Origin of the sequence: Lentzea jiangxiensis (genome assembly GCF_900104175.1) — a bacterium.
Classification (GTDB): domain Bacteria; phylum Actinomycetota; class Actinomycetes; order Mycobacteriales; family Pseudonocardiaceae; genus Lentzea; species Lentzea jiangxiensis.
Map to the genome: position 1 here is coordinate 61,783 of NZ_FNIX01000027.1, position 12,873 is coordinate 74,655.

The window sequence follows — 12,873 nt, forward strand, 5'->3', positions numbered from 1 at the left end:
GCCATGCGTGACATCAAGATCTACTCGTCCCTCTTCACCGGCGGCCTGCACAACGGCCAGATCAAGTGGGAGGAGTACGTCCAGCCGGGGCGCAACGAGGTGGACGTGGAATGGCTCTACACCGCGGCGGAGACCGGTCCGACCGGTGCCGAGGCCTACATCGCCCACTTCAAGCCCGGTTCGCACGGCGACCTGCACGAGCACCTCGGTTTCGAGCTGCTGCTGATCCTCGAAGGCGAGCTGCACAACGACAACGGCGACCGCTACCCGGCGGGGACGATGTTCATCGAGAAGCCGGAGAGCGTGCACCAGGTGTCGTCCCCGACCGGGTGCTACGCGCTCGTGGTGCGGGAGAAGGGCACCCGCCGGCTCACCGACGACGAGGTGAGCGCCACCGTCGCCGCGAGCGCCGCGGCCGAGTAGGTCCCCTTCGCGGTGGGGTCGGCCTCCGGCCCCACCGCACCACGCCCGTGTCCTCACGACCGGCGACCCCGTGCAACGACCCAGGAGAACCTCCGATGTCCCAGCAGACGCAGGACCCACCACAGACCACCCAGCCCCCGCACACCGACGACATCGTCATCGGGCGCACCGGAAAGAGGCACTCGTCCCGCTACCGCTGGGGCATCCTCGGCATCGGGATCTTCGCCCAGGCGGCGTTCAGCGCCGCGTTCCAGGGCATCCCGACCTCGGGCTCCATCCTCGCCGCCGCCTACGGCTACTCCCTGTCCCAGCTGGGACTCGTGCTCGCGGCCGTGACGGCGGGCATCTTCGTCACCGACGTGTTCTGGGGGATCCTCTCGGACCGCATCGGTGAGCGCACCGTGCTGATCGTCGGCCTCGGCGGCACGACCGCCACCCTCGCCTACGTCACCGCGTTCCTGGTTCCCGGCGGTGGCACGGCTCCCGCGGCGTGGGCGCTGGCCGCGGTGCTGTTCCTGTCCGGTGCGCTCGGCGGCTGTGTCAACGGAGCGTCCGGCCGCGCGGTCATGGGCTGGTTCCCGGCCAACAAGCGGGGCTTCGCCATCAGCCTGAGGGTCGCCGCCGTGCCGCTGGGCGGCGCGCTCGGTGCCGCCATCCTGCCCTCGCTCGCCCTGGGCGCCGGCTTCCGGTGGGTGTTCGCGTTCCTGACGGTGTTCATGCTCGCGGCGACCATCGCCGTCGTGCTGTGGCTGGACGAGCCGCCCATCGCGCGCACCAAGGCGTCCGGCGGCATCGCGGCGACGACGACCATCAGCCCGTTGCGGCGCTGGGACATCTGGCGCGTCGCGATCACCGCGTTCCTGCTCGACCTCCCGCAGTTCACCGTCCTCACCTTCGGCACGGTGTTCCTCACCTCGGAGATCGGCCTGCCGATCGAGGGCGTCGTGGTGGCGCTCGTGGTGGTCCAGGTCCTCGCCGCCGCCTCGCGGGTGTGGAGCGGCCGGTGGACCGACAACCGGGGAGGCCGGTACCGCAGGACCCTCGTGCGCGGGTACAGCTGGGCGATCGCCGTCGCGTTCGTCGGGGTGGCGGGCTACTCGTTCGCGCCGACGTGGCTGGTGATCGCGCTCTTCGTCACCGCCGGGTTCCTCGCCTGCGGCTGGCACGGCGTGCACTACGCCGAGATCGCCACGATGGCGGGCGCCGAGCGGTCGGGTACCGCGCTCGGCCTGGAGAACACGATGGTGTTCGGCGGCGCGTTCGTCACCCCGCTGATCATCCCGATCGTGCTGTCGGTGTCGTCGTGGCCGGTGGTGATGCTCGTCGTGGGCGCGGTGCCGGCGGTCGCCTCCGCGCTGATGATGCCGAAGGAGCAGCCGGTCGGCTGACCTCGCTGAGCCGGATCGGCCGGGAAGCGGACGCTTCCCGGCCGATCCGGCTGTTCGGCCAAGGGTCGTGGAACACGAAAAACCCCCGTCCTGAGACTTCAGGACGGGGGTTCGTCAGGGGGTTCGCGGTGGTGCAGGTTCACCAGTGGGTGTCCTCGACGCAGACCAGGAGGTCGGTGCTCCAGTGGGTGTCCTCCGGGCAGTCGCCGGGGCCCTCGGTGGTGGTCGCCGGGGTGTTCCAGTGCGTGTCAGCCGCAGAGGCCGTGCCGCTCGCGATTCCGAGGATGGCGAGCGTGGCGATGATGAGCGAGATCAGGGTCGAGGCGGCGGACTTGCGGCTGGCGAACATCTTTACCTCCGGTGTTCTCGGGGGCGTTCCCCCTGGCTGACACCAGTTCAGCCACCGGCTCCATCGGTCCTCGATCGGCGCTCTGTCGGTCTGTGCAGGGTGGTTCGATAGCGGGTCGATAGAGGTGGAGGCGGGTCTGTTGCCTTCAGAAAAGGGCGTTCAGCGTGCCGTAGTCGACACCCCCTTCCAGCTCCTTGCAGGTGCCTGTGGCCAGGAGTTCCGCGGCGGCGCGTTCGGCGACGGCGTACGCGGCCTGGGCGACGAGCGGGCCGACGCTGAGCCGGCGCACGCCCGCCGCCTCGAACTCGGCCGCGGTCGGTGCGCCGGGGAAGGCCAGCACGTTGAGCGGCAGTGCGGACGCCTCGGCGATGTGGCTGATCGCGTCGAGGTCGCTGAGCCCGATGACGTAGAGGCAGTCCGCGCCGGCGTCCGCGTACGCGGCGGCACGGGCCAGCACCTCGTCGAGCCGTCCCCCCGGTGCCCCGATGCCGAGCAGGTAGACGTCGATGCGCGCGTTGACCAGCAGTTCCGGCAGCCCCGCCGAGGCCGCCGCGGCACGAACACCGGCCAGGCGCTCACCCTGTTCGGAGATGCCGAACAGGGTGCCGTCGTCCTTCGAGTCCTCGACGTTGACGCCCACCGCGCCGGCACCGATCACCTCGCTGACGGTGGCGGCCAGGTCGTCGTAGCCGCCTTCGACGTCGGCGGTGACCGGCACGCCGACCGCGGCCGCGATCCTGGCGACGGCACCGACCGCCTCCGCGCGGCTGAGCCCCTGACCGTCGCGGCGGCCGAGCGACCACGCCACACCGGCGCTGGTCGTCGCGATCGCTTTCGCTCCCGCCCGCTCGACGAGTGCGGCACTGGCGGCGTCCCACGCGTTGGGCAGGACCAGCAGGCCGTCGTCGTGCAGGCTCCGGAACGTCGTCGCCTTCTGGTTCGCCATCATCGCCTCATTCGGTGTCTGTGCGGGGCCAGGCCAGAGCGGCCAGGGTGTCGTCGACCAGGCTCCCCGCCGCGCCCAGGTAGCCGCTGGGCCGGGTCAGGTCGGCGAGTTCGGTCGCGGTCAGGTGCGCGGTCACCGCGGGGTCCGCGGCGAGGACGTCGTGCAACGGCGTCCTCGTGTGGTGGGCGGTGAGGGACGCGGCGCGGATCGCCGTGACCGCCTCGGTGCGGCCGAGGCGCGGCACCAGGGTGGCGGACAGGCGCTCCGAGACGATCAGGCCGTGCGTCAGGTCGAGGTTGTCGCGCATCCGTTCGGCGTCCACGGTCAGGCCTTCGACCAGTTCCACGGCGGTTTCGGCGGCGCCCGCCGTGAGCCGGAGCAGCTCGCGCAGCGGGTGCCACTCGGCGTGCCAGGCGCCGGCGGGGCGCTCGTCCTCCGCGGGCAGGCACGACGCCAGGGTCGCGATGAGGCCCGGTGTCTGGGTGGCGGCCGCGCGGATGAGGGTGGCCAGCGCCGGGTTGCGCTTGTGCGGCATGGCGGACGAGACTCCGCGGCCTTCCGCGAAGGGTTCGGCGACCTCGCTGATCTCGGTGCGCGACAACACCTGCACGTCCACGGCGATCTTGCCGAGCACACCGGTGACGAGTGCCGCGGCGAAGCCGGTCTCGGCGATGGGAATCCTGTTGGTGTGCCAGGGGAGCAGCGGTGCCGACAGTCCCGTCTGCTTGGCGAACTCCTCACCGAGCAGCCGCGCGTAGTCCCCGGCGACCTCGCCGCCGGACTCGGCCTTCGCGCTCTCCAGGTAGCCGGCGAGAGTGCCCGCCGCGCCGCCGAGCTGGATCGGGAGCGTCAGCCTGCTCAACCGTTTCGCGGCGTCGTGCACGGCCGTCGCCCAGCCCGCGGCCTTGAGGCCGAACGTGACGGGGACGGCGTGCGCGCCGAGGGTGCGGCCGGCCATGAGCGTGTCGCGGTGTGCCGCGGCGAGCCGCAGCGCGGCGGTCTCGACCCGCCGGAGGTCTTCGAGGATCTCGGTGCTGGTGCGCGCCACGACGAGCATGGCGGCGGTGTCCAGGATGTCCTGGCTCGTCGAGCCGCGGTGCACGTACTGCGCGGCCGCGGGGTCGGCCTCCGCCACGGCCGCGCCGAGTGCGCCCACCACGGCCACCACGGGGTTCGCGGCACCGCGGGCCGCCCTGGCCAGGGCGACGAGGTCGAACTCCGCGGTGCCGGCGACCTCCGTGATGACGTCGGCCGCGTGGCGCGGTGCCACGCCGAGTGTCGCCTGGGCGCGCACCAGGGCGGCCTCGGCGTCGAGCATGGCGCGCAACCACGCGGCGTCGTCGGTCAGCGACGCGGCCACGACGCCCGCACGCACGGGGGCGAGGAGCCCGCTGTCGGGAGAAGCGCTGTCACGGGAAGCGCTGTCGGGCATGACGGACTCCTGGGTGGAAGGGGTCGGAGAAGGTTGGTGGGGGAGGGGACGGGCAGGAGGGAGCGGGGCGCCGCCAGGGGAGGTGCGGCGCCCCGCGGGATCGGGGACTGACCGGCTCAGAAACCGGCGATGAGCGATGACCGCGGCACGGCCGCGGTCGCCGCGACGCACGCCTGGGCGACCGCGTCCGCGTCGGCGAGGATCACCGAGTTGACGCCGGGACGGATGCCCGCCGCCGTCACCCAGTGCACCGTCTCGGTGGGCACGCCGAACGCGAACCGGCGCGGGTGCGGCACCCGTCCGGGGCCGAGCACGGGGTACGGGCGCGGGCCCACGGCGAGGCCGCCCGTCTCGTAGTGGCCGCCGCCGGACAGGGGGATGCGGTGCAACACGCACTCGCCGCGGGCGAGCAGTCCGCCCAGCAGCGGGTCCGTGGTGGTGCGGATGTCCGGCTCCGGCAGCCGCGCCTCGATCAGCGTGGTCACCTGGACCGGCTCTCCCGGCACCCGGGCCGAGCTCACCAGGAACGAGGCGCCGTCGGGAGCCGGGCGGACCTCCATGCCCGGTCCCACCACGCGCAGGACACCGGCCTCGATCAGCGCGATCATCTCCTCGATCCGCCGCACGGGCGGGCCGATGGACACGAAGGCGTTGAACGGCGTGTACCACTTCTGCAGGTCGTCGCGGTACGAGTCGCCGCTGATCCCCGAGTGGTCGACGATCTGGCGGATCTCGTTGCGCAGGTCGCGCATGGCGTCCAAAGCGGACTTGACGGGGCTCTGCACGTTGCCGCGCAACGCTTCCCGCACGTCGTCCTTCAGGTACGACACGAGCCACGCGCGGTACGAGCCGGCGTCTTCGAACTCCTGGTCGCCGTACGGCTTGGAGATGGCGTTCCAGTCCCAGCGGTCGGCCTCCGCGATGCCGAAGCGGTCGAGGAGCATGTTCTCCGCGTCGGACCTGGGCTGGTCGAACGGTTCTCCGACGGGGGTGTTCGCGAACTGCTCCTCGCACACCGCGCGGTACCGCCGGGAGAACACCTCCCCCTCGCAGGAGCACGAGCGCTGGGCGACCAGTGCCGTGTAGTACACCGAACGGACCTCGCGGTCGATCAGCGGCCAGATCTCCGTGCGGAAGTCGGCGGGACGACCCCGCTCGGCGCGCCGGCGCAGGGTGCGGATCACCCACGGTGTCAGGAAGAGCGGTTCGTGGCGGCCGAAGGCTCCCTTCTGGTTCTCGCCGCGGGCGGTGTACGGGACGCCGCGGCGGGAACCCGCGATCAGCACCGGTTCCGCGCCGGACGGGTGGTAGGTGAGCGATCCGTCGTCGGAGCGGGCGAACCGGCCGCCGCGTCCCGTGGTCAGCAGGGCCATGTGGTCGAAGAAGTTGAGGCCCATGCCGCGCAACGCGATCTCGTCGCCGGGCTGGACGAACGACAGGTCGGCGTTCGCGGGGTTGCCGGGAGCGACGTAGTTCAGCCCGTTGCGGGCCGCGTGCTCGGCGAGCTCGAGCTCCATCTCGGACATCATCGTCGGCAGGTGGCCCTGGGTGAGGACCACCGAGTCGAGTCCTCCGAGGACGGTGCCGTCGCCGAGCTCGACGACCTGCGTCCCGTCCTCGGCGTCGGTCAGGTTGACGGCGGTCACGGTGTGCAGGGTGATGGTCAGGTTGGCTGAGGCCGTCCGCAGCAGGTGCCGCAGCACCCACCGCAGGTAGTGGCCGTACAGCGCGCGGGTGGGGTAGGAGTCCGCACCGAGGTCGCGGCATTCGGTGCGCACCCAGTCCGGCAGCGCGTCCTCCTTGCCGAGGTGTTCGGCGAACCGCGCCCACTCGTGCAGGCTCGGTCCCGGCACGATCGGCCCCGCGCAGGTGACGGTCTCGTCGGCGAACATGGTGATCTGGGCTGCGACTGTGTTCATCAGCAGCTCGCGTGACTGGTCGACGCGCCACACCGCGCTGCCGCTGTGCAGGTTCGGGTCCACGACGTGGACGGTGATCGGCTGGGGTGGGTTCTGCGCCGCGGCCGTCGAGTGCAGGCGCTCCAGCACCGACAACCCGCGTGGTCCCGCGCCGATGATGCAGATGTGCGTCACGGTGTCCTCCAGTGGGCACGACCACACTCGGCCCCTCGCGGTGGGGGAGTCGGTCGGAAAAGGGTCGGGAAGGGGGAGATCAGCGCTCGACGTCGGCCAGCACGGGGCGCATGACGCCCGCCATCTTGCGGCCGAGACCCATCGCGAGGAGCTCGAGCTTGCCCATGAGAGCGCCGAAGTCGGACGGCAGCAGCGCCTGCTTGCCGTCGCACAGCGCCTGCTCCGGCGCGACGTGCACGTCGATCAGCAGGGCGTCCGCGCCGGCAGCGGCCGCGGCCATCGAGACGGGCTCGACGAGTGCCGGGATGCCGACGGAGTGGCTCGGGTCGACCATCACCGGCAGGTGCGAACGCTGCTTCATCAGCGCCACCGCCGAGATGTCGAGCGTGAAGCGGGTGGCGTGCTCGAACGTCCTGATGCCGCGCTCGCACAGGATGACCTGGTCGTTGCCCTGCGCCAGCACGTACTCCGCGGCCGCCAGCGTCTCGTCGACGGTGCAGCCGAAGCCGCGTTTGAGCACCACCGGCCGGCCGGACTTGCCGACCTCGGTCAGCAGCTCGAAGTTCTGCATGTTGCGCGCGCCGATCTGCAGGCCGTCCGCGATCTCCGCGACCCGTTCGACGTGGCGGGGGTCGAGCACCTCGGTGAGGATCGGCAGGCCGGTGTGCTGGCGGGCTCCGGCGAGCAGCTCCAGACCGGCCCACTTGAGGCCCTGGAAGGAGTACGGCGACGTGCGGGGCTTGAACGCGCCGCCGCGCAGGCCGACCGAGCCGTAGTTGGCCGCGACGTCGGCGCAGGCGAGCAGCTGCTGCTCGTTCTCCACCGCGCAGGGACCGGCGAACACGTTGAGCGAACCGTCGCCGACGGCCGCGTCGCCGATGCGCACGATCGTTCCCTGAGGGCGCAGCTCCCTGCGGCCCAAGCGGAAGTCGCCCGTCACCGCGACCTTCGCGACCGGTGCGGTGAACGACGCGGGTGCCCTGGTTTCGACACCCGGACCGTGAGCGAGGATCACCGGTGCGTCACCCAGGAACTGCTGGACGGCGGTGGTGCCGTTGGTGTCGAAGAACTGCAGCCACTCGTTGAGACGGGAAGCCGGGGTGCCGGGGGCGAAGGCCAGGATCGACTGACTGGACACGGTGAACCTCCTGGGTGCGGAAGAAAGTCTGGTGTGGACACTCGTGCCCCGCGGCAACGGACCACCGCGGGGCACGAGCAGGGGGTGGGACCGACCGGTCAGGCCGTCACAGCGGCGAACGACCGGGGGTCGGCGGACGTGGTGTAGGCGGGCAGGTCGGCGTACTTCTCGCGGAGGTTCCGCTTGAGCACCTTGCCGGTGACGCCGACGGGGAAGTCCTCGTCGGTGCGCGCCAGCTCGAGCGCGCCGAGCGTGAGGTGGCCCGCACGGGCGAGCTCCTCGTTGGCGAGCCGCAGCATCTTGTCCGGGTTCGGGTCGGTGCCCGGCTGCGGCACGACCACCGCGACCGGGACGACGTCCCCGCCGGCCCGGCCCGCGACGACCGCGCAGTCCACGACGTCGGGCACGTCGGCGAGCAGGATCTCCTCCATGAACACCGAGTAGCCGGTGCGCTCGGGGGTGACCAGCGCGTCGACCGTCCGGTCCACCAGGAAGTGGTCGCCGTTGGAGTCGCGGTAGCCGTTGTCGCCGGTGAGCCAGTAGCCCGACAGGCGGCTGCTGTAGTTGAGGCCGTGGTTGTCCCAGTAGCCGGGCGTGATGGCCGGCCCCTTGGCCGCGAGCAGGCCGACCTCGTTGTCGTCGGCGTAGGTGCCGTCGGGGCGCAGGATCGTCACTTCGGCGACCCCGACCGGCTTGCCCGCACACCGGTCGTTGCGCTCGGTGTCGAGCGTGCGGACCTTGAGCAGCACACCCCAGCCGAGCTCCGTCGTGCCGAGCCGGTCGAAGAACGCCGACTGCGGCAGGTCCGGGCTGCGCCGGCCGAGGATGTCCTTGATGTGCGCCTCGTGCACCGCGTCACCGATGGACACCCACACGTTGACCGAGTCCAGTGCTCCCGGCGCCAGGTCCAGCGCGGGGATCTCGGAGTAGGCGTGGGCGAACGACATGACCGTGGTCGGCTTGAGCTCGGCCACCGCCGCGGCCATCTCCTCGCCGGGACGGTCGAAGCCCGCGGTGGTCTGCGAGCCCGACAGCACCGCGTACACGGTGTAGGCGATGCAGCCCAGGTGCGACTGCGGGAGGCTGGTCATGGTCATCGAGCCCGGCTGTTCCTTGAAGTCGACCAGCCGGAACTTCGGGCCCGCGACGATGGAGCCGTGGGTGTGGATGGTCGGCTTGGGCAGGCCGGTGGTGCCCGACGAGTGCAGGACCGTGACCGGGTCCTCGTCGTGGTGGCGGAACTTCATCTCCGTCGTCAGCTCGGCCTGTGGCGGGAAGGGCTGCTCCTCCGCCACCTGGGTCCACCGGACGGACGGCAGGGTCGCCGCGAAGTCCGCCAGCACGTCCATCCTGGACTGTCCGGCGAAGATGCCGACCGGCGTTGTCTGGCCGGTCAGCGACTCGGCGATCTCCCGGGACGCCTTGGTGTTGATCAGCACCGCGATGGCGCCGATCTGGGCCAGTGCGTAGAAGTGGACGTGGTAGGCGAAGGTGTCCTCGATCCACACGACCACGCGGTCGCGCGGGCGGACGCCCTTCTCGTCGTGGTACCAGACCGCCCAGCTCTGCACGAGCTCGTCCAGTTGCAGCAGGCTGAACTCGTTCTGAGGCTCGCCCCTGGTGTTCAGCAGCGGCTTCAGGGTGCGGAGGAACGGCTGGTCCGGAGCCGGGCTCGCGGCGATGGCGGAGGCGAGCAGGTTGCCGCCGCCGATCGTGGGGTCCGCGGCGACGGCGGCGCGCTGTTCGACGTTGAGGACGGTGGGTGCGAACGTGGTCATGGAGAATCCCCTCTCGCGGTGCTGACAGGTGTTTCGCTCTGGCCGGCTTCGTTCTGCGTCTGGAACATCCGGGCGCAGAGGGCGCCGTACCCGGGCAGTCGATCGCCCAGCACGGAACGCAGAGCCGACAGAAGATCGGTGAACTCGGCCTCTCCCGCGCCGACCGCGGCGGCAAGGGTGGCCGTGCCCGCGCGCAGAGCGTCGCGGGCGGTCTCGGCGAACGGGTTCGCCGACTGGACGTCCCAGTAGACCTCGGGGGTACCGCCCGCGATCCGCGCCAGCAGGGCCAGCAGGGTCGCGTGCGGGGGTGGGGCGAGCGCGGCGAGTTCGTCCGCGGTGACGTCGAGCTCGGCCAGCGCCGCCCCGAACGACAGGACGGCGGCGTGGGTGAGTGCCTGGGACGCCGCGGCCAGCCGGTCGTGCCGGTCGGCTGTCACGCGGACGACGCGGGCACCCGCGCCGGTCAGCAGGTCGAGCAGCTCCTCGGTGCGAGGACCGCCGCCGAGCTCCACGGCGGCCACCGGCCGGCCGGGGAAGCCCAATGAGGGAGCGAACATCGGGTTGAGCCCGAGAAGCTCCACATCGGACCGCACGGTGGTCGCCGCCGCGGCGTAGCGGCTCTTGACCGACAGCGTGTCGACGACCAGCGCGCCGGGCGAGAGCACCGCCGCGACCGGTCCGAGTGCTCGCAGCGCCACGGGTTCCGGCACCGCGAGCACCACGACGTCGGCCAGGGCGAGCTCGGCCGCGAGCAGCGCGTCCGGAGCGGTGATGTCGGCTCCGGACGCGCTGTCCGCGACGTGCACCTCGGCGCCCGAGGCCGTCAGCAGTTCGACGAACAACGTGCCCACCGCGCCGTCCCCGCCGGCGACGACGCAGCGGGTCGTCATGCCACGTCCCCGAGCGCGGTCTCGAGGGCCGTGTCGACGACCGCGGTCACCATGGCGCGGGACTTCACCGCGGTCTCGGCGAACTCCTCCTCGGCGTCCGACAGCGCGATGATCGCGCCACCGACGCCGAAGCGGACACCGGACCCGGTCGCCACGAGCGTGCGGATGACGATGTTGAGGTCCACCGCGCCGCTGAGGCCGAACCAGCCGATCGCGCCGGAGTAGACGCCGCGCGGGCCCTCCTCCAGCCGGTCGATGATCTCCATCGTGCGCAGCTTCGGCGCACCGGTCATCGAGCCGCCGGGGAACGCCGCCCGCACGCAGGCCACCGACGACTGGTCTGCCCGCAGCGTGCCGCGGATCGTCGACACCAGCTGGTGGACCGGCGCGTAGGTCTCCACGTCGAACAGCTTCGGCACGTGCACCGAGCCGATCTCCGACACGACGTTGAGGTCGTTGCGGATCAGGTCGACGATCATGAGGTTCTCGGCCTGGTCCTTCTCGTTGGAGAACAGGTCGGCCTTGAGGGCCTCGTCCTCCTCCGGCGTGGCGCCGCGCGGCCGGGTGCCCTTGATCGGCTTGGCCTCGGCGACGCGGTCCACGCCGATCGACAGGAACCGCTCCGGCGAGGCGCTCATGACCGAGACACCGGGGAAGTCGAGGAAAGCGCCGTACGGCACCGGACTGATGCCGCGCAGGTGCGTGTAGGTGGTCAGCGGGTCGATCCGCACGTCCATGCTCACCTCGTTGGTGAGGCAGATCTCGTACGACTCGCCGTGGTCGATCTCGTGGAAGCACTCGTTGATGCGCTTGAGGTACGCGTCGTGGTCGTGCCGCAGCACGGCGATCTTGCGCGCCGCCGGCGAGTTCATGTCGGACCACTGCGTCGTCCGCGCGGCCTCCTCCCCGGCCCTCGACGTGGCGGCGACCTGGTCGCCCATGACCGAGAGCCAGGCCAGGGCGTCGGCGTCCACGCCGTCGAGGCTCAGCGCGAGCAGGTACGTCTCGCCCGCGACGTGGTCGACCGCGATGAGCCGGTCGGCGAACACCATCGCCGCGTCCGGTTCCTCCGCCTGGTTCACCGCGTGCGCGCCGGACTCGGCCTTGAGCTCGTAGCCGAGGTAGCCGACGTAGCCGAGGTTGAAGTCGAACGGCACGCCCTCCGGTGTCGGGATGGCGCGCTGGGCGAGCTGCTCGTCGAGGTAGGCGAAGAAGGGCGACTCGACCTCGGTGGTGGTGCCGTTCTTCTCGACGGTGACCGTGTTCTCCGAGATCCGGTAGCTCAGGTACTCGGCGAGCGGCCCGGAGGCGTCACCCATGTACGAGAACCGCGACAGGCCGTCGATCACCGAGCTGCTGTCCAGCCAGAACGGCCGGCTGCCGCCGGCGAAGAGCTTGCGGAACAACGCTTCCGTGTCCGGCAGCGCCGCCACCTTGCGCACGTGCACCTGGTAACCGCGGCTGCGGGACAGGGCGAGGTCGCGGAAGTTGGCGAGGAGCTCGCGGCCGTACTCGCTGCTGATGGACTCCGGGTGGAACTGCACACCCCAGATCGGCAGGCTGCGGTGCCGGACGCCCATGACGATGCCGTCGGTCCAGGCGATCGGCTCCAGGCAGTCGGGCAACGAGGTCGCGGCCAGCGAGTGGTAGCGCACCACGTTGTACGGCGAGGGCAGCCCGGCGAAGACGTCCACGCCGGTGTGCTCCACCGGGAACACCCGCCCGTGCACCGGCGCCGGCGCCAGCCCGACCGTGCCGCCGAAGAGGTGGCAGATTCCCTGGTGGCCGAGGCAGACGCCGAGCACGGGCAGTCCGCTCTCCAGGATCGCCCTGGCGCTCACCCCGAAGTCGGTGTCGACGTCCGGGCTGCCCGGACCGGGGGAGATGACGACCGCGTCGAACTCGCCCACGTCGATCGAGGACCAGTCGACGTCGTTGCGGACCACGGTGGGCGCCACGCCGTTGACCTCGCCGAGCAGCTGGAAGAGGTTGTAGGTGAAGGAGTCGTAGTTGTCGATCAGAAGCGTGCGCATGGTGGGGCCGCCCTTTCGCAGCTCTCGCGGTGGCTCAGGCGCCGATGACCTCGTCCTCCACGCGGCAGGTCTCAGCGATGATCAGGTCGTAGAGGGTGCGCAGGAAGTCCAGGTCGACGCCGTGCTCGAGGCCGTAGTCGGCCGCCCGGCGCTGGACGATGCCTATCCGGTGCGGCTGCATCATCGGCACGTCGTGTTCGCGCTTGTGCACCGCGATGTCCACGCACACCTCGATGCGCCGGCGCAGCGTGTCGAGCAGCACGACGTCGATCGCGTCGAGCTTGGCGCGCAGGGCTTCCAGGGCGTCGTTCGTGACGGGAACCGTGGTCGGAGCGGTCATGTCGGATCCTCCGGACGTGCGACGAGGCCCCCGGCTCGTGCGTCCGGAGGCCTCGTCGGCGGG

11 protein-coding genes are annotated in these 12,873 nt (G+C 71.4%); 2 read left to right on the forward strand and 9 right to left on the reverse strand.

All coding sequences use genetic code 11. The annotated features are described in order from the left end of the window. Positions 1–3: 3 nt before the first annotated feature. Positions 4–423 carry a cupin domain-containing protein gene (locus BLQ91_RS36870; RefSeq protein ID WP_090104757.1) on the forward strand — a complete coding sequence of 140 codons (420 nt, stop codon included), beginning with the start codon at positions 4–6 and terminating at the stop codon, positions 421–423. A 95-nt stretch (positions 424–518) separates the two neighbouring features. Next, positions 519–1,811, forward strand: coding sequence for an MFS transporter (locus tag BLQ91_RS36875; protein WP_090104759.1), 1,293 nt, complete (start codon positions 519–521; stop codon positions 1,809–1,811). A 139-nt stretch (positions 1,812–1,950) separates the two neighbouring features. On the opposite strand, the gene BLQ91_RS36880 is transcribed toward BLQ91_RS36875, so the two are convergent. The 9 genes from BLQ91_RS36880 to BLQ91_RS36920 all read right to left on the reverse strand — a co-directional run bounded on the left by BLQ91_RS36880 (position 1,951) and on the right by BLQ91_RS36920 (position 12,810). Next, complete coding sequence (locus tag BLQ91_RS36880) at positions 1,951–2,160, reverse strand: hypothetical protein (RefSeq protein ID WP_090104761.1); 210 nt, start codon at positions 2,158–2,160, stop codon at positions 1,951–1,953. A 145-nt stretch (positions 2,161–2,305) separates the two neighbouring features. Further along, the gene (locus BLQ91_RS36885) at positions 2,306–3,106 is read right to left on the reverse strand and encodes an isocitrate lyase/PEP mutase family protein (RefSeq protein WP_090104788.1); all 801 of its coding nucleotides are present in this window, start codon (positions 3,104–3,106) and stop codon (positions 2,306–2,308) included. 7 nt (positions 3,107–3,113) lie between these two features. Next, positions 3,114–4,538 carry a class-II fumarase/aspartase family protein gene (locus BLQ91_RS36890; RefSeq protein WP_090104762.1) on the reverse strand — a complete coding sequence of 475 codons (1,425 nt, stop codon included), beginning with the start codon at positions 4,536–4,538 and terminating at the stop codon, positions 3,114–3,116. A gap of 116 nt (positions 4,539–4,654) precedes the next feature. Continuing rightward, complete coding sequence (locus BLQ91_RS36895) at positions 4,655–6,631, reverse strand: FAD/NAD(P)-binding protein (protein WP_245734213.1); 1,977 nt, start codon at positions 6,629–6,631, stop codon at positions 4,655–4,657. 79 nt (positions 6,632–6,710) lie between these two features. Then, positions 6,711–7,769 carry a 3-deoxy-7-phosphoheptulonate synthase gene (aroF, locus tag BLQ91_RS36900; RefSeq protein WP_218130556.1) on the reverse strand — a complete coding sequence of 353 codons (1,059 nt, stop codon included), beginning with the start codon at positions 7,767–7,769 and terminating at the stop codon, positions 6,711–6,713. 98 nt (positions 7,770–7,867) lie between these two features. Next, positions 7,868–9,547: a class I adenylate-forming enzyme family protein gene (locus BLQ91_RS36905; protein ID WP_090104764.1), complete on the reverse strand. Its 1,680-nt coding sequence runs from the start codon at positions 9,545–9,547 to the stop codon at positions 7,868–7,870. Continuing rightward, a complete protein-coding gene (locus BLQ91_RS36910; RefSeq protein WP_090104766.1) occupies positions 9,544–10,437 on the reverse strand; it encodes a prephenate dehydrogenase/arogenate dehydrogenase family protein in 894 nt (297 codons plus the stop codon). The genes BLQ91_RS36905 and BLQ91_RS36910 overlap by 4 nt, the downstream gene beginning before the upstream one ends. Then, the gene (pabB, locus tag BLQ91_RS36915; protein WP_090104768.1) at positions 10,434–12,470 is read right to left on the reverse strand and encodes an aminodeoxychorismate synthase component I; all 2,037 of its coding nucleotides are present in this window, start codon (positions 12,468–12,470) and stop codon (positions 10,434–10,436) included. The genes BLQ91_RS36910 and pabB overlap by 4 nt, the downstream gene beginning before the upstream one ends. 34 nt (positions 12,471–12,504) lie before the next feature. Continuing rightward, positions 12,505–12,810 carry a chorismate mutase family protein gene (locus BLQ91_RS36920; RefSeq protein WP_090104770.1) on the reverse strand — a complete coding sequence of 102 codons (306 nt, stop codon included), beginning with the start codon at positions 12,808–12,810 and terminating at the stop codon, positions 12,505–12,507. Between the last annotated feature and the right edge of the window lie 63 nt (positions 12,811–12,873).

Excerpts from the sequence above, each read along its gene's own strand:
- BLQ91_RS36880 (WP_090104761.1), bottom strand. The coding sequence starts at position 2,160 with ATGTTCGCCAGCCGCAAGTCCGCCGCCTCGACCCTGATCTCGCTCATC.
- BLQ91_RS36905 (WP_090104764.1), bottom strand. The coding sequence starts at position 9,547 with ATGACCACGTTCGCACCCACCGTCCTCAACGTCGAACAGCGCGCCGCC.
- BLQ91_RS36920 (WP_090104770.1), bottom strand. The coding sequence starts at position 12,810 with ATGACCGCTCCGACCACGGTTCCCGTCACGAACGACGCCCTGGAAGCC.
- BLQ91_RS36890 (WP_090104762.1), bottom strand. The coding sequence starts at position 4,538 with ATGCCCGACAGCGCTTCCCGTGACAGCGCTTCTCCCGACAGCGGGCTC.
- BLQ91_RS36885 (WP_090104788.1), bottom strand. The coding sequence starts at position 3,106 with ATGGCGAACCAGAAGGCGACGACGTTCCGGAGCCTGCACGACGACGGC.
- BLQ91_RS36875 (WP_090104759.1), top strand. The coding sequence starts at position 519 with ATGTCCCAGCAGACGCAGGACCCACCACAGACCACCCAGCCCCCGCAC.
- BLQ91_RS36870 (WP_090104757.1), top strand. The coding sequence starts at position 4 with ATGCGTGACATCAAGATCTACTCGTCCCTCTTCACCGGCGGCCTGCAC.
- BLQ91_RS36910 (WP_090104766.1), bottom strand. The coding sequence starts at position 10,437 with ATGACGACCCGCTGCGTCGTCGCCGGCGGGGACGGCGCGGTGGGCACG.
- pabB (WP_090104768.1), bottom strand. The coding sequence starts at position 12,470 with ATGCGCACGCTTCTGATCGACAACTACGACTCCTTCACCTACAACCTC.